The following is a 22,557-nucleotide window of genomic DNA, read 5'->3' as shown; positions in this document are numbered from 1 at the left end:
TTATTTTTTAAATTTATAAAGATTTTTCTATAGGAACAACAACAGCTTTTAATGGATTGTTTGTTTCTAAATTATTATTAAATTCTTGCATTAAATTGAATAAATCATCAATATGTTTATCATCTGTAAAAGAAAAAAACATCGTTGATTCATTTGCACTTTTTCCAGCCGAAAACCAGTTAGAGGAAATTTCTGAAGGAATATTTTTAAATCCATTTATTTCGGTAGCACTTAAGTTTTCAATATTTGCTTTCTTAAATATTTTTAAAACATCTTTTTGAAACGCTTCTACAGATGTTACAATTACTAATTTCATATCTTTTATTTTAATGCCCGTTCGAACGCAGTCGAGAACTATTTATAATTCTTCTTTTCAATCATATAATAAACAAGTGGCACCACCAACAATGTTAATACAGTTGATACAATAGTTCCTCCCATTAATGAGATTGCCAATCCTTGAAAAATAGGATCAAATAGGATTACAAAAGCTCCAATAACTACAGTTCCTGCTGTTAATAAAATTGGCGTTGTTCTTACTGCTCCTGCTTCTATAGCTGCTTGTTTTAAAGGAACTCCTTCTTCTAATCTTAAGTTGATAAAATCGATTAATAAAACCGAATTTCGCACCATAATTCCTGCCAAGGCAATCATTCCAATAAATGAAGTTGCTGTAAAAAACGCACCCATAATCCAATGTCCTAAAATAATTCCTATTAACGATAAAGGCACTGCAACCATCATTACTATTGGCGCTTTAAAGTTTTGAAACCAACCAACAATTAAAATATAAATTAAAATTAATGCTCCTAAAAAGGCAATTCCTAAATCTCTAAAAACTTCCAATGTAATTTGCCATTCTCCATCCCATTTTACAGTATAATTGTCTTGAAAATCTGGCTGACCTAAATACATTTCATCCAATTTATAACCTTCTGGAAGTTTAATTTCATTTAACTTTTTGTCCATTCCTAAAATTGCATATGCAGGACTTTCCAATTCCCCAGCCATATCTGCCATAACATACACCACTCTTTTCTGGTTTTTTCTGTAAATACTTTTTGCTGAAATTGTTTCTTTAATTTCTACCAAATCTGCAATTGGCACCATATTGCCAAGTTTCGATTTTACTTTTAATTGAGAAATATCCGAAATGGTAGATTTTTCTTTTTCGTCTAAACTTAAAACTAACCCAACCTGATTTACTGCATCTTCATCATATAATGTGGTAATTGCATTGTTAGACAAAGCCATATTCATGGTGTAGGCAATTTGCTGTGGAGCAACTCCATACAACATTGCTTTCTCTTTATTTATTTCAAATTGATATTCAGTTTGGTCGTTTTCAACCATCCAATCTACATCTACAACATCATCAGTATTTATAAGAATATCTTGAATTTGATTTGCAATATCCATTTGCGTTTTATATTCTGGTCCATAAACCTCTGCGACAATTGTTGATAAAACTGGTGGTCCTGGGGGAACTTCCACCAGCTTTACATTAGCATTGTATTTCTTCGCTATTTTCTGAATATCTGCACGCATTAATTTTGCAATTCCGTGACTTTGAATACTTCTTTTGCCTTTATCAACCAAATTGACTTGAATATCTGCCATATTAGATCCTCCACGTAAATCGTAATGACGCACCAAACCGTTAAAAGTAATTGGTGCAGAAGTTCCTACATAATTTTGATAATTCACCACTTCTGGTCTTGTAGCTAAATATTGCGCAATTTCTTGTGTAACCACAGCTGTTCTTTCTAACGTGGTTCCTTCTGGCATATCTATGACCACCTGAAATTCATTTTTATTATCAAAAGGCAACATTTTTACAGCAACAGAATTGGTAAAAAACAACACCATTGTTCCCATTAGTACTAAAAATGTTCCTCCTAAAAACAACCAACGTTTTGCTTTACTTTCTAATAAAGGTCTTTCAAACTTATTGTAAACTCTATAAATAAATGTTTCTTCTAAAGGTTTTTCAACTTTTTCTGGTTGTCCTTTTTTGTCTTTTTCTCTTAAGAAAATCAACCCTAAATAAGGTGTAATTGTTAAGGCTACAAATAATGATAAAATCATTGCAATTGAAGCTCCAATTGGCATTGGCGCCATATAAGGCCCCATTAAACCTGATACAAAAGCCATTGGTAAAACAGAAGCAATTACTGTAAATGTTGCTAAAATGGTTGGATTTCCAACTTCATTTATGGCATACAAAGCTGCTTGTTTAAATGGCAGTCGCTTCATCTTAAAATGTCGGTGCATATTTTCTGCAATAATTATGGAATCATCCACCACAATACCAGTTACAAAAACCAACGCAAAAAGTGTAATTCTATTTAATGTATAATCCATTAAATAGTAGCTTAACAATGTTAATGCGAACGTAATTGGTACAGATAAGAACACCACTAATCCACCTCGCCAACCCATTGCCAACATAACGACTAAAGTTACAGCAACTATAGAACCCATAAGGTGTAACAACAATTCAGATACTTTATGAGAAGCTGTTTCTCCATAATTTCTGGTAATTTCTACATGTACATCATCAGGAATTAAAGTAGTTCTTAAATGGTCTACTTTATCAATTACAACTTCGGCAATTTTCATTGCATCTGCTCCTTTTCTTTTGGCTACAGAAATGGTAACTGCAGGATATTCAGATTTATATGTTGAAGATTTATCACTTGCCTTTCCAAAACCTAAAGACACATAATTTTGTGGCACTTCTGGCCCATCAATAATCGTTGCAATTTGCTTTAAATATATTGGCTGATTTTGTTGTACACCAACCACCAAATTCTCCACATCCGTTGCAGAAGCTAAAAACTTACCTGTTTTTACTAAAAATTCGGTATCATTTTTATCGAAACTTCCTGAGCTTAATTGCGTGTTATTGGCTTTTATCATTTCAGAAACCGACAAGAAATCTAAACCACTTGCAGCTAATTTATCTTTATCTAAAACAACACGTAATTGTCTGTTTCTTCCACCAATTTTATGTGTAATAGAAACATCATTTACTTTCTTAATTTCTGTTTCTAATTCTTGCGCCATTTGGCTTAATTGGTAATCGTTATAGTTTTCACTCCATAACGTTAAACCCAACATTGGCACATCATCAATAGCACGTGTTTTTACCAAAGGAAACGTAACTCCTTTTGGCATTTGGTCCATATGTTTGTTAATTTCGTTGTACAATTTTACAAACGAACGCTCTATATCTTCGCCCACATAAAACTGAACAATTACCATTGCTTTCTCATTCATAGCAGTAGAATACACATATTCTACACCTTTAATATTCGAAATTAATTGTTCTAAAGGTTTTATAACACGCGATTCTACTTCTGTAGGACTTGCACCTGGATAACCCACAAAAATATCTGCCATTGGCACATCTATTTGTGGCTCCTCTTCACGCGGAATTAAATACGAACTCCATACTCCAACAACCATAAATACAATCATTAACAACACTGTTAATTTCGATTGCATAAAGACTTTGGCAATTTTTCCTGCGATACCTTCTTTCATTTTCTTATATTTTTGGGCGTTTTAACAGGCTATCCGTTACAATCTTTTTTTGCCATAAATGGCAGCAAAAAAAGGATTTTCACTTCTATCCTTAACGAAGTATTTTAGTTATTGAATTGAAATTTTAGCTCCATTAAATAATTTCCCATCAGTAGAAATTATATATGTTTCGTTTGACGATAAGCCAGATAAAACCTCAACTTCATTTCCATAAGTTCTACCTAAACGCAACCAACGTAATAAAGCTTTATTACTTTCACTTACTGTATAAATACCAGATAATTGTCCGTTTTTTACCAAAGCTTCTGTAGGAATTAAAACCATTTCTGATGTTGTTTTTCTTTCCACAGGAAACTGAACTGTTGTAAACATTCCTGATAAAATATTCGCATCAGTTTTATCTAAATTAATTTTTACTAAATATTGTCCGCCAGTATTTTTTGCAGAACTGCTTACTTCAACTACTTTTCCTTTGATATTTTTGTTGATAGATTTTACCAAAACATCAACTGTAGTTCCATTTTTAATTTGAGAAATTTCAGTTTCAGGAACCATAGTCATTACTTCAAAATTTCCTGGAGTTTCTATACTAATTAAAGGGGTTCCAGGATTTGCCATATTACCATTTTCTACATTTTTACTGGTAACTATTCCACTAAAAGGCGCTGTGATATTAGAATAAGCAAACTGTGCATTAATTTCGTTTTTCATTTGATTTGCAGATTCCAAACGCGCTTTTGCCATTTCGTAATTTGCAGTCATATCGTCCATTTCTTTTTGAGAAATGCTTTTACTTTCATACAAATTTTTAAAACGATTGTAATTTTTACTTGCATTATTAAAAGCGGTTTTAGCTTCTGTAATTCCTGCATTTACTTGTCCTTTTTTTGCTTGTAAATCTGTATTATTTATAGAAACTAACAATTGTCCTTTTTTAACTTTATCGCCAACATTTACGTGAACTTTGTTAACATAACCCATCATTCTTGTACTTAAATCTGCGCTATTTGCAGCTTGAATTTTTCCACTTACAGATAAAAACGGACTGTTCGTATTCGCTTCAACTTTTTGAACTTTTACATTAATTGCTGGAGAATTATCTGCGATTACTTTCTTTTCTTCTTTACCACAACTTGCCAATAAAATGGTGAAAGAAAGTGTTAATGCTGTATATATTTTTTTCATTTTTATGTGTTTTTTTTTAGCTACCAATACAAGAATGATAATCTTGACTCTTGGTTCTTTATTCTTGATTCTCTTTTATTTCTTCGTTAAGAATTCTAAATACTTTTGTGTGTAATTATATTCGAAAATGGTTTGGTAATATTCTAATTGCTTTTGTGCGTATTTAGTTTCTGCTAATAATAAATCGCTTGTTTTTTCTAAACCTTCTTTAAATCTATTTTTAATTATTCTTAAAGATTCTTCAGATTGTTCTAAAGCTAAAGTTGTGAGCTCTAACCTGTTTTTTGCATCTACTAATTGACGTTTTACTTTGTTTAATTCTAAATTACTTTTAGATACATATTGGTTGTATTCTAACTTCGACTTTTCTAATTCTGCCTTACTTTTTTGTGATTTTCCAAAACGTTTAGAACCTTTAAAAATATCCCAACTTAATTGAGCTCCTATTAAATACCCATTTGCATTTCCTTGAAAAACTTTGTTGTCGTACATTTCGTAACTTCCAAAGGCATTTAATGTTGGTAAAAAAGCCATTTTATCGGCTTTATTAATTGCTTCATAGGCATTTGTTGCCAATTGCATTGCCTTAATATCTGCTCTGTTTTCAGAAATTGTTTTATCATCAATATTCATAGGAATAACAGACAAACTATCTGTTGGTTTGTATATCACATAACTTTTATCATTCATTAAAAAAGACAGGTAATTGGACGCATTTTGCACGTTACTTTTAGCGGTTTGCAATTGATTTTTAACTTCTGTAACTCTTACTTCAACATTTAAAACATCTGCTCGTTGCAATAAGCCTTGTTTAAAACTATTGTCTGCCATTTTCTTATTCTCATTTGCAGTAGCCAAAACCTTCTCTAAAACTGCAACTCCTTTATACGCTAATTGCAATTGCATAAAAGATTTTTCGGCTTCAAAAGTCAGATAATCTTGGATTCTTTCTGTTTGTAAAGACATTACATTCATTTTAGATTTTGCTGCTTTACGTTGATAAAAACCATCTAAATTTATAAGCGGTTGTTGTATTTCTATCTTGGTTGCAAAATTTTGAGTTTGTGCAGGATTGTTTAATAAAGCAGGATTAAAATCGGCTTGCGTTAAGATGCCTTGATTTAATTTTGAACCAAAAGCCATTAATGGATTTGTAGTAGAAATACCAGTGTGACTTGCCGTAATATTTGGTAAAAAGATGGCATTTGTTTGTTTATAGTCTCCTTTTGCAGCATTAAATTCTTCTTCAGAAATCTTTATTGTCATATTTTTTTCAGAAACTCTAATTAGAACTTCTGATTTTGAAATTGATTTTACCTCTTGAGATTGTAAATACATTATTCCAAAAAAGAAAAAAAGTATAGCTATTGTGTTTCTCATATATTTATTCTGTTATCTACCACAAAAGTAAGCGTAGAATAAATAGTTAAGTGTAACCTATGTTACATGAAAAGTAGAAAGTATGTGTAAAATAAGACCATAAAAAAGCAGCTAATTAGCTGCTTTTTTATTCATTTTTAAATCTATTATTTTAATGAGAAGTAGTCCTAAAATTCCTCCTAAAAATGAAAGAACACAATTTATAATCAATAAACCAACATCAAATATTCCGTTTTCTATTATATATGCAGGACTAAAACCAAATCGCCCAAAAGATTTAATAACAAAAATACTTCCAAAAACTCCCGAAATTGTGTTACCAACTAGACCAAATGAATATTTTTTAACTATAAAGCCTATTAAATTTGCGCCTATTATTCCTAATAAAATACTAATTAAAGAAATGAGAGTTTGTGTCATAATAATATCTTATCATTAATGTCCATAATCCATTTTATCAATTTTACCTTTCAATAACCTTTTTTGGATAATCATGTACCCAAAAAGTAAAATAAAACCAATAATTCCCCAAACCAAAGCAACAGATAAACCATACTCTGATGTTGTGGTATTGTAAATTGTTAAAGAAGGATTTACATTGTTTATTGATGGCAATAACACTGGAAATAACGATGCCAAAGATGAAGTGATTCCTCCTAAAATTAATAAAGATGATAACAAAAAAGCATGACTATCTTTTTGTATTCTTCTAATAAAAAATGTACCTAATAAACCTGTAAAATAAATTAGAGGAAACACTAATAAATAAGGTTTATTCATAAAATTATCTAATGAATTTGGATTTACAATTTGCCATACAACTATAGAAAATATTGTAAGTAGAGTCAATAAAATGTTCAACTTAAAAATAACACTTTTAAGTTTATTATTTATAGATGCATTTGTTTTTAAAATAATCCAATTGGCTCCGTGAATTGCCAAAGTAACTACAGAAATTAAGCCTATAATAATGGTAAACCAATCTATTATTCCTGGGTTTTCGCTCAAAGGACTAAAACTACTATCCCATAATGGTAAGAAAAAATAATGAGGTTCGTGCGCAGAAACTCCCGTTTTTACAATACCTAAATTTACACCTCGAACAATATTACCCAAAGCAATACCAAAAAACAAGGCTAATAATAAACTAGAAACACCAAAAGATTTATCCCAAATATCTTTCCACATTTGATATTTAAATTGTCCTCTAAATTCTAAACCAATAGCTCTAAAAATAATTAACCACAAAACGATTATTAAAGGCAAATAAAAACCACTAAATACGGAAGCATAAAAAGTTGGAAAAGCCATAAAAAGCATTCCTCCTGCAGCAACTAACCAAACTTCATTAGAATCCCAAAATAAACCTGCCGATTTTGTAATTACTTCTTTGTCTTTTTCTTTCTTCGCAAAAAATAAATGAATGATTCCTGCACCAAAATCATAACCATCCAAAATAAAAAACATTACTAAAACAATTGCGATTGCAATAAACCAAAATATTTCCATAATTTAATGTGTTTTAGGTTTTGGGCCTTCGTTAATTGTTTTGCCTACCAAAACTAAAAATAATAAGCCTAATAACATATATAAAGCTACAAAACCAAGTAAAGTAAACAGTGTATTTCCAGAAGAAACTGTTGGTGATATTCCATCGCTTGTTTTTAATAATCCGTAAACTAAATACGGTTGTCTTCCTAATTCAGCAACATACCAACCTGTTATATTTGCTATGTAAGGAAAAGGTACTAAAAACATTATTAACCAAAGTAATGGTTTTAAATTGTATAATTTTCTTCGCCATAAAAAGAAAAGTGCCAAAAACATTACACCAATAAAGATTGTTCCTAAACCAACCATAATATGATAAGAATAATATAAAGCTGGAATATTATCTGGTAATTCTTCTTCTTTAAATTGATCCATTCCTGGTATTTGTTTATGCCAATCTTGATAGGTTAAAAAACTTAATATGTTTGGAACTGCAATTTTATTATCTAACTTCTTATCAACCATATTTGGCTGACCAATTAAAACAATTTCTGCGCCTGCATTTTCTGTTTCAAAAATTCCTTCCATAGCCGCAAATGCTGCTGGTTGGTATTTTGCAACATTTTTAGCATTCCAATCTCCTGTTGGAAAAGCTACTAAAAGACTGGAAACTAATCCAAAAATTACTCCTATTTTTAAAAATAGTTTTCCATATTCCACTTGTTTATTTCTTAAAACATAAAAAGCACCAATTGCTGCTACAACAAAAGAAGATGTTACAACAGATGCCATTTGATTGTGTAAAAAAGCAGGCAATAACCAAGGGTTAGAAAATAATGCTCCAAAATTATTGAGCACAAATTTTCCGTTTTCTAAAATTTCATAACCAACAGGATGTTGCATCCAAGCATTGGTAGCTAAAATAAACCAACCACTTGCCCAAGAACCTAAAAACACTAAAAAACCAGTTAGGAAGTGTAATTTTTGACCCATTAATTTTTCACCAAAAATAAAAAGTGCTAAAAATGACGATTCTAAAAAGAAAGAAAACATACCTTCCATAGCTAAAGTTTGCCCAATAATACCACCTGTTAATTCCGAAAACTTTGCCCAATTGGTACCAAATTGAAATTCCATTGGAATACCTGTAACAACACCCATTGTAAAATTGATTGCAAAAATTTTCATTAAAAATTTTGCAGCATTGTTATATTTTTCAACATTGCTTCTTAAATATTTCCACTTTAAAAAAACAATTATTAAAGATAAACCCATTGTTAATTGTGGGAATATATAATGAAAAGTGATAGTAAATGCGAATTGCAATCTATCGTAAAAGATCATGTCTTCCATAAGTTCTTTTTAGACTATAAAAATAAGGAATGTATAAGAAATAGCGTGTAACATTTATTACAAAATAACTGCAATAATTACATGAAAAATTAAGGTATAAATAGAATTTAAAAAATTAAACTTTTTAAAATTTCTCTATTTTCACAAACATTTCCATTCCTTGTCTATTAGGATAAGAATTGTAACAAGGTTCCATAGAAATCGAATTAAAATAAGGCTCGAAATAAGTTAAATATTCGGCTTTATTTCCTCCAAAAGGTGGATGATCTTCATTTAAAACAGCGTCGAACATTAGCCCAACTAATTTTCCTTTTTCTTTTACGATTGATGCCATTTTAGCAGCGTATTTTGGTCTTAAATCTGGGTTAATAGCACAGAAAAAAGTTTGTTCAATTACTAAATCGAACGTTTTTTCAATTTCGAAAAAATTAGCATGTATTAATTGAGCTTCTGGAAAATTAGGTATTCTTTTTTTAATATTTTCAAGTGGTGATTTTGCTATATCTACCACATAAACATTTTTAAACCCTTTATTGAATAAATATTCTGCTTCGTAAGAATTACCTCCACCAGGAATTAAGATTTTAATTTCTTTGTTTTCTAATTGATCGAAATATGCTTTTAACGGTGGAGAAACTTCACCTAAATCCCAACCTATTTTATCTGTTTTATATTTATTACTCCAAAAATCTTCTGATAAATTCATTTTACTAAATTATATATTTTTTTCATAAAAAAGCACTTGAAATAGCTTTTCAAGTGCTTAACTAATTGAACTAATAAAACTAACTAAAATTATTAATTACAGCAACTAAATCTGTTTTTTGTACCATTCCAGATTGTCGCCAAACTTGCTTCCCTGCCTTATATAAAACTAATGTTGGTACACCTTTAACTTGGTATTTTGCTGCTAAACTTTGGTTTTTATCTACATCTATTTTTATAATAGATATTTTGTCTTTAAACTCGTCTTTTACTTGTTTTAAAACAGGACTCATCATTTTGCAAGGCCCACACCATTCTGCAAAAAAATCTACTAAAACCGGTTTTTCTTGATTAATTATTTCTGAAAATTTACTCATGCCTGAAAAAATTATTTACTAAAGGAAACGTTCCAAATTCCTCTTATTTCGTTAATATCATATCCAAAAGCTTTATCATTTGGATACAATTCTTTAATTTTAGAAAACGTATTTTCTGTGATTTGTGTTTTTGGTGTTCCATGACATTGCAAACACATTCCGTTTGTTTTTATAGGATAATATACATTTACAATCTCTGAAGATTCTACAACAATAGGTTTAGATTCCTTATCATTTAAAAAATCATTTTTAAAAATTTTAATGTATTTTAATTCTTCTTTATTCGCCTTATTATTACTATTTCTCGGTTTATCTGAAACTCTTATAATTTTTGCATTATGGTGAACAGACATACTGTCTGTTAAGGGAAATGCCTTTACGTTACAAAATTCTAAAGCAGCAATTGTACCTTCTTTTTGTATTTTTCCCATTAAGTTTTTACCTAAAACTTGTTTGGTAGTTAGAGCATACTTAAGACCTCTTTCTGCATAAGGCAAATTTGTAAAATTAGATTGCCCCGTTTTAGTTGAAGGATGTTTTCCTTTACCATTACCTTTACCCATTCCCTTTTCTTCATTGTAATGAGACTCAAACCACTTTGGTTTTTCAATTTCATTGTCAAAAAGGTATTCAGAAATTTGTTTTATAGTTTCTGTAGAAAAATGTTGTTTTGGCATTACTCCAAATCGTTTTACAGCACCTTTCATTTTAGAATTTTCAATAGTTGGATTTTTAATCCAATTTTGCATTGAAGCTATAAATTGTTCTTTTGTAGTATTTTTTGAAATATAATGCTTCTTAATAGCAATCATTGGTGGACCAATTCTATCAGCTTGGTTTGTTGTTGGGTTATGACAAACATAGCAATTGTTCTCCATCAGTTTTTTACCAGGATGAATCTGTTGTACCTCCTTTTTAGAAGAATAAGATGGTCTATCGTTTTTCTTACATCCAAAAAAAACTAAAACTGATAATATAAAAATGTAGTGTTTCATCTTTTTCTTTCAAAAATAAAAAAGATTAATGTTCTTTTTGGTAACTTAAGTTACAGTTCTAGAACATGTATACTGTTTCTAAACAATTTAATTTTACGCTCGTTTTCTAACTTTTTAAGTAATCTAGAAACAACTACTCTTGAGGTATGTAAATCTTCAGAAATTTCTTTGTGTGTTACAGTAAGATGGTCATTTTGGTTAACCATTGCTTTATCTTTAAGGTATTTAAAAATACGTTCGTCCATTTTAAGGAAAGCAATTGTGTCTACAGCAGTTAAAAGTTCTTCTACTCTATTATGGTAGCTTTGTAGAATAAAAGATTGCCAAGAAGTGTATTTGCTTAACCAAGCTGTCATCTTCTCTTTAGGCAACATTATTAATTCTACATCTGTCTCTGCAATAGCTCTAATTTTGCTTTTAGTTTGGCCCATACAGCAAGACAAAGTCATGGCACAAGTATCTCCTTTTTCTAAATAATAAAGTACTAATTCTTCTCCATTTTCATCTTCTCGAAGAATTTTAATAGCTCCTGATAAAAGTAAAGGCATCGATTTTATAAAATCGTCAATTTCAATGATAATAGTTTCCGCAGAAAACGTTTTTGGAATACCAATTACTTCTATTTCTTTAATTAATTCTTCTTGAAAAAGATACCCGAAATTAGTTTGTAATCTGTTTGTCATTATTATAATAATTTAATTATAAATATAACAAAACTGTATTTAATAATAAAGTTTATTATAAGTAAGAAAGCCCGAGATAAACTCAGGAACTTTTTTAAATAAGTTCAAAATTATTCCGCTTTTTTCTTGTCGGTTGCCATTAATAAATAAACAGCTACAACCAAACCAATTACAACTAAAGCAAAAATGCCAATCATAATTGTTCCATTTACCCAAGAAACTAAGGGTATGTTTAGATAATTCATAATCTTATAATTTAAGAAATCAAAATTATAAAGAAAATAAAGATTAAATTATGATAAAAATCAGTTTTTAGAAATCTACATTTAAAATATCTCCACTTAATTGTAGCAATTGTAATTCAATTAATTTAGCATCGAACTTTGCATTATTAAATGCTGTTTTAGAATTGATTAAATTAATTTGTGCTTGTCTAAACTCTATAGAAGTTACTTGACCTAACTTATAACGTTCTTGAGTTCTATCGAAATTATTTTGCGTGGTTTGCACGTTTTTTTCTTGTGCTTTCAAAATAAATAATTGGTTGTTATAATTCTCCCAAGTATTTTTTAGGTTATTTTCTATAGTAACTTTTTGTTGTTCTAACAAAATTTGCTGATTCTCTAAAGCTATTTTGGCATTGGCAACTCTTGTTTTTGTGCTTCCACCATCGAACAAATTCCAAGATAAACTTAAACCTGCATTTAAACCATTTGAAGTAGATCCTGCTAAAAACGAAGTTGCTGGGTTTTCACTTTTATTCCATCCATAAGAAGTATTTAAACCCAAAGTTGGTAAATAGTTAGCCTTGTTTATTTTGATGTTAAACTCGCTAATAGCAATGTTTTTTTGGTTCTGTTTTAAAGTTGTATTATTTGCAATAGTCTTTTGTTGAAGTTCGCTAAAATTCATCATTTCAATAAAATCTACATCTGTTTCTACCACATAATTTACTTCTTTTTCTACACCTAAAACAATATTTAATCCACGTTTTGCATTGCTTAATTGCTGGTTGGCGTTTATTAGAGTTATGCTATCATTATTAACATCTACCTCTGCATTTAGCAACTCTAATCTGGTAGATTGCCCATATTCATATTGATATTTAGCACGCTCTAATCTACTTTTAGAAATAGTTAATGCCTCTTTTAAATTTGATGTATTTTCAGATAACCTTGCAATTTGAAAATAGGTTGTAAACAACTGTAAATAGGTGTTTTCAATAGTTTCTTTTGCTTGTAACTCTGTTAAATTATAGGTTTCTTTTAATTGCTGATAATTGTATTTTCTACCTAAACCATCGAAAATAGTATAGTTTACATTTAAAGATGCATTATACGATTTTGTAACAGCACCATCTACACTTGTAGATGTTCCATCTTGGCGATTAATTGTTTGGTTATCTCTCCTATAATTTACGCCAGAAGAAATTGAAGCTGTTGGCAAAAAACCAGTATTATAAATACTTGTGTTATTTTTAGAAACTTCTATATTATTGTTTGCAATTTTAATTCCGAAGTTATTTTCTAACGTAATTGCTAATGCTTCTTTCTTTGTTAAAATTTCTTGTGAAAAACTATTTAAAGTTGCTAAACAAAGAAGAAATAGTATTGCTTTTTTATTCATTTTCATCTTTTTTATAGTTAGACTCTAAACTTTCGTAATTTTCTTTATTAGATTCGATTTCTGTAGTACTTCCATCATCGTAATTTGCTTCTATAATAGCTCTTTCTACTTCTTCTTTTGTAATATCTCTATCTGTTTTAAGCCATTTAATTTTCACTTTTAAAGTGTTGGAAGCAGATAACATCATTGGTAACATTATCAACGTTAAAATAGTGGCAATTGCAATACCATAAGCAATTGAAATTGCCATCGGAATTAAAAATTGTGCTTGTCTACTTTTTTCGAAAATTAATGGCGCTAAACCTGCAATTGTAGTTAATGTAGTTAAGAAAATTGCTCTAAAACGAGATTGACCAGCTTTTATTAAAGCATCTTCAAATTTTAAACCATCTTTTAAATTACTGTTGAATTTCCCTATTAAAACCAAACCATCATTTACCATAATTCCTATGAGGGCAATAATTCCTAAAAAGGATAAAATTCCGATGGAGAAATTATGAATGTAATGGCCCCAAATAACACCAATCATACTAAAAGGTATCATTATTATTAATAAAATTGGCTGACTATAAGAACGGAATGTGAATGCAATTACAATATAAATCAGCATTAAAATAATTGGCGCAACTAAATTTACAGAGTCTGTCGTTTTTTTAGCTTCTCTATTTTGGCCTTCATATAAAGGGGAAACTGTTGGATATTTAGACAAGATTTCTGGCATAATATTATTTTTAATATTATCTAAAATCTCGGTTTCACTCGTTTCTAAATCTTTTAAATCTGCAGAAATTTGAATTTCACGCTTTCCTTCTAAATGGTTTATTGCAATATCTCCTCTTTCTATTGTATAGGTTGCAATTTCAGAAAATGGAACTCTTGTGCCTGTTGGCGTAATAATTCGCATATCGTCTAAATCGTTAATAGAAGATCTGTCTTTTTTGTCGTAACGAACCCAAACTTTAATTTCGTCTTGTCCACGCTGAAAACGTTGTGCCTGAAAACCAAAGAAACCATATCTAATTTGCGCCATAATACTTTGCAAATTCAACCCTAATAAATACGCATTGTCTTTTAAAGATATTTTTATTTCTTTAATTCCTGCAGGATCGTTATCGGTAACATCTTTTAATAAAGGATTGTTTTCCAAGGTTTCTTTTAGCTCGTCTTTTACTGCTTTTAATTCTGTAATATTATTTCCTAATAAAGAAACTGCAACAGGACTTCCACCAAAATTACCTCCAGAACCAAAAACCAAACTTTCTACTCCATATACTTTTCCAACTAATTTCTGAATTGCATTTGTAATTTCCGGTGAAGAAAAATCTCGCGTTTCTCCTGGTAAAAGATTTACATCTAAAGTTGCATTTGCACTTCCTGGACCCACTCTTTTAATTACGTTTTCTACAACATCTTCGTCTCCACTTTGCTTTTCTGAATATTCTTTATTTACAATCCATACTTTTTCTTCAATTAAAGAAATTACAGAATCTGTAATTCTTTCATTGGTTCCTTGTGGCATATTTAGTGAAATCTGAATTCGATCACTGGCAACTCTTGGAAAAAATGAACTTTTAATAATACCACCTTGTAACGCAGAAAAACTGATTAATAAGGTTGCTATAAAAAGACAGAAAACGAAAATTTTATTATTTAAAGAGAATTTTAAAAACGGAACGTAATAATTGTCCCTAAATTTACCTAAATACTTGTCTGCACCTCTATTTATTTTAGTAAAAAAAGCATCGAATTTATTGGTCTTTTTATCTTCGCCATTTTCTAACTTTTTTCTATCTAAAGCTTTAGAATGCGCAATGTGTGCTGGCAAAATAATTAAGGCTTCTACTAAAGAAACAGATAATGTTAAGAGTACAATTGTTGAAACTTCACCAAAAAAACTTCCTATTCTACCATCCACAAAAAAGAAGGTAGAAAAAGCAATAATTGTAGTTAAAATTGCAGATACAATTGGCGGAATTACTTCCATGGTTCCATCTATGGCAGCTTGCACTTTTGTTTTGCCTAAATCGTAATAATGATGATAAATGTTTTCTCCAATAACAATTCCATCATCTACCAAAATACCAATTACGATAATCATTCCGAATAATGATAAAACATTAATCGTAACATCAAATTGAGCCGCAAAAATAAACATCCCTAAAAATGCAACTGGCAAACCAAAAGCTACCCAAATCGCTAAACGAACGTTTAAGAAAAGTGCTAAAAAGAAAAGTACTAACAGGATTCCTACAACACCATTTTCTATTAATAATTTTGTTCTTCCATTTAAAGTAATACTTCTATCACTTGTAACACTTAACTGGACATTTTGCTGTTGTTGGTTATATTTATGAATGTATTCTTTAATATTATCTGCAGAAGTAATTAAATCTTCATTATTGGTATTACTAACTGTAATATCGATGGCTAAATTTCCATTATAATATAATCTATCAGGATTTTCGGACCATGTATCTCTTAGTTCCGCTATGTCTTTTAGACGAATTATATTTCCATTTGTTTCTGTTCTAACAATTAAATTCTGAAGTTCAATTCCGTAATAAGAGCGATTGCTGGCGCGAATTAAATAATCTTCGTCCGTTGTTTTAATATTACCTCCAGTAATTAAAATATTCGAATTTCTAACTGCATTTGCTACTTCTGTAAAAGATAAATTATAAGCTCTTAAATCGTTTTCACGAACTGCAATTTCTATTTCTTCTTCTGGAAAACCAGAAATTTGTACTTGAGATATTCCTTCTATACCACGAATATCATTTTCTACATTTCTTGCGTATTGTTTTAACGATTTTAAAGAAACATTATCTCCACTAATTGTAAAACTAATCGTTGGTCTTATACTTTCTACCTTTGCAATAACTGGTGGTTCCATTCCTGAAGGAAAAGACGGTACTCTATCCACTGCATTTTTAACATCCGATAAAACAATATCTATATTTTTTCCTTTTTCTAATTCTACATTTACGCTAGCAGAATTTTCTTTAGAAACTGAAGTAACTCTTTCTACACCAACAATTCCTTTTAAATTATCTTCAATTTTAAGTACAACTCCTTCTTCCATTTCTGCAGGAGAAGCTCCAGGATACGCTAAAGAAATTCTAATTAATTGTGAATCTACCAATGGGAAAAAGGAAGATTTCATACTTAAAGCTCCAATGGCTCCAAAGACGAAAAATGCAAAAACAATTACGTTAACTGCAACATGGTATTTTATAAAATAGGTAATTATCTTTTTCATCTAATTACTTATTTTTATTAATTTTCACAATCATTCCATCAAAAGCTCCTGGTAAGGTTTGTGTTAAAATTTTATCGTTATTATTCAACCCTTTTATCACCACATTTTCTGCTCCAAAATAAACTGGGTTTACATTTACCAACGTTAAAATACTATCGTTTTTAACTGTATAAACTGCTGCATTATCAACCAATAATTTTCTTGAAATTTCTATAGCTTCGCTTTCTGATTTTGCCACTAAATCTGCTTCTAAAAACATACCTTCTTTTAGATCTGGATGTTTTACATCGATAAAAGCTTTAATGGTTTGCGAAACTTGATCTACTCTACCATTTACACGAACTACTTTTCCAGTATATTTTTTAGATTTTTCTAAATTAGACAATGCTACTGTGTTACCCACTTTTAGCAAATCTGCAAATTCTGCATTAACAGAAACTTCCATTTCATAAATACTTGGGTCTATAAACTCACCTAATTTTTGTCCAACTCTAACCAACGTTCCAGGACTTACCAAAGCTTCTGTTAAAATTCCAGAAAAAGGAGCTCTAATTCGATGTTTAGAATTTCTAACTTCTAAATTTTTAACATTGTAATATGCTGTTAAAATTCCTCTTCCAGAAATAAAATATTTCTCTTTATCTGTTGAAAATTTAGGTAATTTTGGAGTTGATTTATTAATATCGAAACCTTTTAAATAGTTTTCCCATTTACTAAATTCACCTGGATAATCTAAACGTATATCTGGCATAATAGAAGTTAACAAATTGTATAAACTACTTTTTTGAGATTGCAGACTTGCGTAAAATTCATCGCTATTTATACTTAATAAAGTTTCTCCTCTATAGTATTTTGTTCCGGCTTTAAATGCTTTATTAGAAGGCTTAAAGATTCCTTGTACTTCAGAAAAAATATCTATTTTACTTTTAGCAGTTAAGTTTCCACTCGCAGCTAGAATAATAGGAATTTCTTTATTTTCTACTTCTTTAACAAAAACAGTTTTTATCTGTTTTTTAAACTTCGGTTTCGGTTTTTGGTTTTTTTCTACAATGTAGTTACCTACTAAAACAGCAGCAACAATAGCTAAAACCCCAAGAATAGCTAAAATTATTTTTCTCATGTTTGTTAGTTAAATGTGTTCTGCTGTTGAGCAGAAATTAGTTTGTATTTTTTTAAATATTTTTATTATTTGTTGTTTTTCTTCTACAGTTATATCTTGCTCCATTGTAGATATTATATTTTGAATAACCGGCTTGGTGTTTTCAAAAACCTCTTTTCCGAATTCCGTTAAGTACACATTTTTAATTCGCTTATCTTCTTTGCTTTGTTTTCTAAAAATATACTTTTTACCTTCCATTTTAGTAAGCAAACGCGTTAATGAAGACTTATTTCTTAACGTTAAAAAAGCCAATTCGTTTTGATTTAAACCGTCTTGATCATTTAATTTTTTAAGAACTATCATTTGTTCTTTTGTAAGATCTAGATTGTTTAATTTAAACGATTCCTGAATAAAATAATCTACTATTTTACCAGTTCTACCCAACCAAGGCCCAATAGAATTTTCAAAATCGATATGTACTTGCTTTTCTTTCACTTTTGCAAAAATAGACAAAGTCATTAATTAGTTGCAGGTGCAACTAATTAATGTTTTGTTAAAAAAATATTAATAACAGTCTGTTAAAATTTGCCCTTTATTTTTGAATGTTTCAAAAGCAGGTAGATTATTTCTAAAGCAAATTTTTTCTAGAAGCTCAAAAACACCATTACGCATAGTTATAGATCCGCATAACATAATAGTTCCTCCAGTTGAAAGTGTTTTTACGATATTTTTTTCATCTCTTGTAATAATGTCTTGAACATAGTTATAAGGACTTTCTTCTTTTGAAAAAGCCACATCATAGGTTTGTAGTGTCTTTTTTTGTAACGCTTCTAAAATTTGAGATTTGTATAATTCTTCCGAAATTTTAGTTCGAGTTCCCCAATACAAAGTTTTAGGAGTGTTCTTTTTTTGATGAATCATGCCTAAAAATGGGGCAATTCCTGTTCCGTTGGCTATTAAAATAACCTGTTTGCTTTTTTTAGGAAGATGAAATTGTTTATTTTTTTGAATGGTTCCTTTTAGTTCTTGATTAGGTTTTAAGCCATTTAGAAAATTAGAACAAATACCTAGAGAATGTTTTTTTATACTCAATAATAAATCTCCATTACTGTTTTTACCAATAGAATATAAACGTTCTGAAGTTTCATTTGGAGGCGTAATTCCTAACAAATCTCCGGGTACAAATTTTATTCTTTTTTTTGATCCCAAGGTTAGTTTAAATGTTTCAGCATATTCATCAATAACATTTTGTTTTTCAACTACTTTAAAAATTGTCTCTTTAGGTTTTATAAAAGACAATTCTTTTGGAATTTCTAAATTTAAATTTAAGCTAGTATTCCATTCTAAAACCCAATTTCTAAACGCATTATAATTCTGGTTATGAATTAATAACGGATTTTCTTGAGGAACAATAATCTGTTTATTTAAAACAACTTGTCTTTGAACGCTTTTAGCAAATTCACAAAATTTTGAATACGAAAAAGATCCTAACCCAATTACATTACAAGTAAAGGGTTTTATAATTTTGATTTGCTGGAGTTTGGTTAAAAATAAATTTGCATTGCTTGGTGGCTCTCCATCGCCGTAAGTAGAAGTAATAATAACTAATTGTTCAATTGCAGGATAACTTTTGTAGTTGTTTAAATCATCTAAAAACACTTTTTTACCTGCTTTTAATAAAGACTGCTGTAAAGTTTTTCCTAATCTTTTTGTGCCTCCATTTTCTGACCCTATTAGAATTACAAAATTAGCTTGGTTAGCGTTGTATTTATTTTTTGTTTTAGAACGCATACGTTTAAACGCAATTATACTTCCAGAATACATAAAGTATAAAACTGAAAGCGAACTAATAAATAATACTAAAGACCAAATTATACTTCCTGATCCTGTGTGCAGATTAAAACTTAATACACTTAATATTTTTGTAATAGGATAATATGTTGTTTTTACAATTTCTCCTGTTTTTTGATGAATTTCTAGTTCTCGATCTTGTAAGCTTAAAATAAAAAAATCTTCTTCATCTGTAGAAAAAGGAAATTCTATTTTTTTTACTTCTTTTAAAGTTATCGTTTTAAAAATAGGGAATTTAGAAAAAGTAATATTTAGTTTAAAAACCGATTCTTGTTGCGTAACTATAGCTTTAGTTTTTGGCAATAACGAAAACCGTTCCATTGACAAATACGTTCCTGATAACGCCAAAATAATAATAGGAATTAAGAACAATCTTCCTAAAGCAACGTGGTTATATTGTATTGATTTATCGTTTATAATTTTTAAGAAAAATTTTAAAAAACCTCCTTGTCTTTTAATCGCTAATAATAAACCTGTAATGGCTATTAAAAATAATAAAAAACAGCTAATGCCAACAAAAACCCTTCCTGGAGTTTTTAAAAATAAGGAACGATGAAAATTAGTTAAGAACTCAAAAAAAGCACCTTTTCTTGGAATATCGGCTATTTTATCTCCATTAAAAGGATTAATGTAAAATTGCCCATCAATAGCTTCTTCTAAACTAAAAAGACTTGCCTTTACAAAATAATTCTTATCTACTTCAATATCTAAAACCTCGTTATACTTGTTTTTTAAAGTATCTATTAATTGTGCCACAGAAACATCTTCAGCGTTTTCAATATAGTGAGGTTGTAACTTTTCTTGAATAGGTTCAAAAGCCAAAAAAGACCCAGTAATTGAAGCTAAAAGTAAAAATAAGAAAGAAGATACAGTCAGGTAAAAATGACTGTATCTCCATATTTTGTTAAGCATATTATTTAATTAGTTTGGTATAATTCTAACGTAACGAATATATCCTGTGCCTTCAAATTTGTTTTTTAAGTTTTCACTTTCTAACAAAATTTCTAAATCTTTTTCAAAATAATCTTGATGTTCTACAGCCGTTTCAAATCTTAATTTATTTCCTGCTGTTAAATAAGATTCATCTAACTGAATAGTAAAAATAGCACGTTCTCCTCCAGCAATAGTGGCTCCTGAAATTGCATCTACTTGGGTATCTTTTGCGGTTTCAAAAAAAGACCACCATGTTGGTATATCTGGATACCACTTTTCATCATCGCCTAAAATATGTAGCGTTTTTATATAATTATTGTCTTTATCAACTATTGATGCCACAACATAAGCGCCTTCTCCTTCATAGTTTTTTAACTGAACCATACATTTGTATTTCGATGTAAGTTCGATGTTTTTTATGGTTGTAAAAGCCATAAATGACAAACAAAATATTCCAAGAACGAATTTATAAAGTTTCATATAAATATAATTTAAGATTGTTTTAAAAATGTAATATCACTTTTGCTTAACAGTTCGTTTTCTTTAGCTAAATCAAAAGCACTTTCGTTAAAATCGGTAAGTATTTTTTTATCTGCGCCTTTGCTTATTAAAAGTTGTAACAATTTTACATCTTTAGCTTTCATTGCCGCTAAATGTAATGGTGTTAATCCATCGTTATTTTTTTGATTAATATCTGCGCCCAATTCTAAAGCTTTTTTTATTATTTTATTTTCGCCTTTTGCAATTGCAATGTGTAGTAAATTTTCGTTTTTTGAAGCATTTTTAAATGAAACATTTGCAGTTGCTAAAGTCTTTTCAAAAGCAGTAAATGTTTTGCTATTTCTTCTACTAAAAGCATTAAATAAATGATAATATAAGTTGTTTCCTTCAGCATCAACAGTATTCACATTTGCTCCATTTTGTTTTAAAAAATTAAAAGCCTCTATATTCATACTTTTTGTTGCATAAATTATAGCAGAAAAACCTTCTTTGTTTTGTTGATTGATGTTTTTAGATAATGGTGCTAATTTTTCTAAAACTAAAAGATTATTTCCTTTTGCAGCATTTAAAAAAGGAGTATTTCCTTCTTTATTTTGTTGATGAATGTTAACTCCTTTTTTTATAAAAAAGTCAACAATATTAACATCTTTAGTATTTAATGCAATATTATGTAAAGCATTTTCAGAGTTGTTATTTGTTAATATCATATTCAAACCTAAAGAATCAAAATATTGGTAAACCTTAAGTGGGTTACTACTTCGTCTTCCTCCATGACTTGCAAAAAGCACGATATTTTCTCCATCAGTATTCACTTTTTTATAGTCAAAACCTTTAGCGATGTATTTTTTTATTAAATCGATATTTCCACCTTTAGCAGCATAAAACAAAAGATTGTTTTCTTTTTTATCTGTTGCTTTAATATCTAATCCTTTTTTCTGAAAATACTCAATAACTTTTCCGTCATTACTATGTGGTGCTATTAATAAAATTGCATTTGCTCCTGCTCGATTCGTTTCTTTTAAATCGACACCATTTGCAATCATTAAATCGTAAATATCTGTATTTTCATGACCTGCATTTACCGTAAACGTAAACCAATTAAAACCATGGCTACCTACTACTTTTGTATCAGCACCTTTACTTAATAATAGTTTCATGGTTTCTATATTGCCAGCGGAACCTGCCCACATTAAATAACTTCTACCATCATGAGTCGATTTATTAATATTGTTACCTGATAAAGACAATAAATACTCAATTGTTGCTAAAGGAGCATTTGCCATAATAGCATAACAAAGAGCATCAAAAGCTGCTTGATTTAGTTTTACAGGATCATTACCTTCTTTTATTTTTTGCTTTATGGTTGCAACATCTGGTTGCGTTTTCCAAAAATCTCTGTTATGAAATTCGTTGGTGTTTTGCTGTCCTTGTCCTCTTTGTGAGAAAACAAAAATTGGAACTATTAACAATAGTAAAATGATTAATTTTTTCATTATAGTTTTTTTAAGAGAACTCCTTTCTTATTAATTTTAGAAAGGAGTTTTAATATGTATTTATTATAGTACTCTAA

General features: G+C 29.4%; 19 protein-coding genes. All 19 read right to left on the bottom strand.

The features are described from left to right. Positions 1–13: 13 nt before the first annotated feature. Complete coding sequence (locus tag H9W90_RS13350; RefSeq protein WP_187482078.1) at positions 14–316, bottom strand: hypothetical protein; 303 nt, start codon at positions 314–316, stop codon at positions 14–16. Between the two features lie 38 nt (positions 317–354). Continuing rightward, positions 355–3,549, bottom strand: a complete 3,195-nt coding sequence (locus H9W90_RS13345; RefSeq protein ID WP_187482077.1) for an efflux RND transporter permease subunit — start codon at positions 3,547–3,549, stop codon at positions 355–357. 108 nt (positions 3,550–3,657) lie between these two features. Further along, positions 3,658–4,734 carry an efflux RND transporter periplasmic adaptor subunit gene (locus H9W90_RS13340; protein WP_187482076.1) on the bottom strand — a complete coding sequence of 359 codons (1,077 nt, stop codon included), beginning with the start codon at positions 4,732–4,734 and terminating at the stop codon, positions 3,658–3,660. Between the two features lie 75 nt (positions 4,735–4,809). Then, positions 4,810–6,114 carry a TolC family protein gene (locus tag H9W90_RS13335; RefSeq protein WP_187482075.1) on the bottom strand — a complete coding sequence of 435 codons (1,305 nt, stop codon included), beginning with the start codon at positions 6,112–6,114 and terminating at the stop codon, positions 4,810–4,812. A 111-nt stretch (positions 6,115–6,225) separates the two neighbouring features. Then, positions 6,226–6,534 carry a hypothetical protein gene (locus tag H9W90_RS13330; RefSeq protein WP_140422712.1) on the bottom strand — a complete coding sequence of 103 codons (309 nt, stop codon included), beginning with the start codon at positions 6,532–6,534 and terminating at the stop codon, positions 6,226–6,228. 15 nt (positions 6,535–6,549) lie between these two features. Further along, positions 6,550–7,623 (bottom strand): cytochrome d ubiquinol oxidase subunit II, encoded by a 1,074-nt coding sequence (gene cydB / locus H9W90_RS13325; RefSeq protein WP_187482074.1) that lies wholly within the window; start codon positions 7,621–7,623, stop codon positions 6,550–6,552. A gap of 3 nt (positions 7,624–7,626) precedes the next feature. Further along, a complete protein-coding gene (locus H9W90_RS13320; protein WP_187482073.1) occupies positions 7,627–8,958 on the bottom strand; it encodes a cytochrome ubiquinol oxidase subunit I in 1,332 nt (443 codons plus the stop codon). Between the two features lie 124 nt (positions 8,959–9,082). Then, a complete protein-coding gene (locus H9W90_RS13315; RefSeq protein ID WP_187482072.1) occupies positions 9,083–9,664 on the bottom strand; it encodes a methyltransferase domain-containing protein in 582 nt (193 codons plus the stop codon). 79 nt (positions 9,665–9,743) lie between these two features. Next, positions 9,744–10,040 carry a thioredoxin gene (gene trxA, locus H9W90_RS13310; RefSeq protein WP_187482071.1) on the bottom strand — a complete coding sequence of 99 codons (297 nt, stop codon included), beginning with the start codon at positions 10,038–10,040 and terminating at the stop codon, positions 9,744–9,746. 11 nt (positions 10,041–10,051) lie between these two features. Next, positions 10,052–11,035 carry a c-type heme family protein gene (locus H9W90_RS13305; RefSeq protein WP_187482070.1) on the bottom strand — a complete coding sequence of 328 codons (984 nt, stop codon included), beginning with the start codon at positions 11,033–11,035 and terminating at the stop codon, positions 10,052–10,054. Between the two features lie 50 nt (positions 11,036–11,085). After that, positions 11,086–11,718: a Crp/Fnr family transcriptional regulator gene (locus H9W90_RS13300; RefSeq protein WP_187482069.1), complete on the bottom strand. Its 633-nt coding sequence runs from the start codon at positions 11,716–11,718 to the stop codon at positions 11,086–11,088. Positions 11,719–11,828: 110 nt separating this feature from the next. After that, entirely contained in the window at positions 11,829–11,963 is a 135-nt protein-coding gene (locus H9W90_RS15505; RefSeq protein WP_302849808.1) for a hypothetical protein, read from the bottom strand. Between the two features lie 67 nt (positions 11,964–12,030). Next, the gene (locus tag H9W90_RS13295) at positions 12,031–13,344 is read right to left on the bottom strand and encodes a TolC family protein (protein WP_367890062.1); all 1,314 of its coding nucleotides are present in this window, start codon (positions 13,342–13,344) and stop codon (positions 12,031–12,033) included. After that, positions 13,337–16,603, bottom strand: coding sequence for an efflux RND transporter permease subunit (locus tag H9W90_RS13290; RefSeq protein ID WP_187482067.1), 3,267 nt, complete (start codon positions 16,601–16,603; stop codon positions 13,337–13,339). The genes H9W90_RS13295 and H9W90_RS13290 overlap by 8 nt, the downstream gene beginning before the upstream one ends. Positions 16,604–16,607: 4 nt before the next feature. After that, positions 16,608–17,723, bottom strand: coding sequence for an efflux RND transporter periplasmic adaptor subunit (locus tag H9W90_RS13285; RefSeq protein WP_187482066.1), 1,116 nt, complete (start codon positions 17,721–17,723; stop codon positions 16,608–16,610). Between the two features lie 9 nt (positions 17,724–17,732). Then, positions 17,733–18,197, bottom strand: a complete 465-nt coding sequence (locus tag H9W90_RS13280) for a MarR family winged helix-turn-helix transcriptional regulator (protein ID WP_187482065.1) — start codon at positions 18,195–18,197, stop codon at positions 17,733–17,735. Positions 18,198–18,266: 69 nt separating this feature from the next. Next, on the bottom strand, positions 18,267–20,465 hold the full coding sequence (locus H9W90_RS13275; RefSeq protein ID WP_187482064.1) for a PepSY domain-containing protein: 2,199 nt from the start codon (positions 20,463–20,465) through the stop codon (positions 18,267–18,269). Between the two features lie 9 nt (positions 20,466–20,474). Continuing rightward, positions 20,475–20,966 carry a DUF2271 domain-containing protein gene (locus tag H9W90_RS13270; RefSeq protein ID WP_187482063.1) on the bottom strand — a complete coding sequence of 164 codons (492 nt, stop codon included), beginning with the start codon at positions 20,964–20,966 and terminating at the stop codon, positions 20,475–20,477. Positions 20,967–20,977: 11 nt separating this feature from the next. Continuing rightward, on the bottom strand, positions 20,978–22,480 hold the full coding sequence (locus tag H9W90_RS13265; RefSeq protein WP_187482062.1) for an ankyrin repeat domain-containing protein: 1,503 nt from the start codon (positions 22,478–22,480) through the stop codon (positions 20,978–20,980). Between the last annotated feature and the right edge of the window lie 77 nt (positions 22,481–22,557).

Source organism: Polaribacter pectinis, assembly GCF_014352875.1.
Lineage (GTDB): Bacteria > Bacteroidota > Bacteroidia > Flavobacteriales > Flavobacteriaceae > Polaribacter > Polaribacter pectinis.
This window is presented reverse-complemented; position numbering and strand designations above follow the sequence as displayed.

What these genes read in the sequence shown, in the direction of transcription:
- H9W90_RS13350 (WP_187482078.1), bottom strand. Translation starts at nt 316, where the DNA reads ATGAAATTAGTAATTGTAACATCTGTAGAAGCGTTTCAAAAAGATGTT.
- H9W90_RS13345 (WP_187482077.1), bottom strand. Translation starts at nt 3,549, where the DNA reads ATGAAAGAAGGTATCGCAGGAAAAATTGCCAAAGTCTTTATGCAATCG.
- H9W90_RS13340 (WP_187482076.1), bottom strand. Translation starts at nt 4,734, where the DNA reads ATGAAAAAAATATATACAGCATTAACACTTTCTTTCACCATTTTATTG.
- H9W90_RS13335 (WP_187482075.1), bottom strand. Translation starts at nt 6,114, where the DNA reads ATGAGAAACACAATAGCTATACTTTTTTTCTTTTTTGGAATAATGTAT.
- H9W90_RS13330 (WP_140422712.1), bottom strand. Translation starts at nt 6,534, where the DNA reads ATGACACAAACTCTCATTTCTTTAATTAGTATTTTATTAGGAATAATA.
- cydB (WP_187482074.1), bottom strand. Translation starts at nt 7,623, where the DNA reads ATGGAAATATTTTGGTTTATTGCAATCGCAATTGTTTTAGTAATGTTT.
- H9W90_RS13320 (WP_187482073.1), bottom strand. Translation starts at nt 8,958, where the DNA reads ATGGAAGACATGATCTTTTACGATAGATTGCAATTCGCATTTACTATC.
- H9W90_RS13315 (WP_187482072.1), bottom strand. Translation starts at nt 9,664, where the DNA reads ATGAATTTATCAGAAGATTTTTGGAGTAATAAATATAAAACAGATAAA.
- trxA (WP_187482071.1), bottom strand. Translation starts at nt 10,040, where the DNA reads ATGAGTAAATTTTCAGAAATAATTAATCAAGAAAAACCGGTTTTAGTA.
- H9W90_RS13305 (WP_187482070.1), bottom strand. Translation starts at nt 11,035, where the DNA reads ATGAAACACTACATTTTTATATTATCAGTTTTAGTTTTTTTTGGATGT.
- H9W90_RS13300 (WP_187482069.1), bottom strand. Translation starts at nt 11,718, where the DNA reads ATGACAAACAGATTACAAACTAATTTCGGGTATCTTTTTCAAGAAGAA.
- H9W90_RS15505 (WP_302849808.1), bottom strand. Translation starts at nt 11,963, where the DNA reads ATGAATTATCTAAACATACCCTTAGTTTCTTGGGTAAATGGAACAATT.
- H9W90_RS13295 (WP_367890062.1), bottom strand. Translation starts at nt 13,344, where the DNA reads ATGAATAAAAAAGCAATACTATTTCTTCTTTGTTTAGCAACTTTAAAT.
- H9W90_RS13290 (WP_187482067.1), bottom strand. Translation starts at nt 16,603, where the DNA reads ATGAAAAAGATAATTACCTATTTTATAAAATACCATGTTGCAGTTAAC.
- H9W90_RS13285 (WP_187482066.1), bottom strand. Translation starts at nt 17,723, where the DNA reads ATGAGAAAAATAATTTTAGCTATTCTTGGGGTTTTAGCTATTGTTGCT.
- H9W90_RS13275 (WP_187482064.1), bottom strand. Translation starts at nt 20,465, where the DNA reads ATGCTTAACAAAATATGGAGATACAGTCATTTTTACCTGACTGTATCT.
- H9W90_RS13270 (WP_187482063.1), bottom strand. Translation starts at nt 20,966, where the DNA reads ATGAAACTTTATAAATTCGTTCTTGGAATATTTTGTTTGTCATTTATG.
- H9W90_RS13265 (WP_187482062.1), bottom strand. Translation starts at nt 22,480, where the DNA reads ATGAAAAAATTAATCATTTTACTATTGTTAATAGTTCCAATTTTTGTT.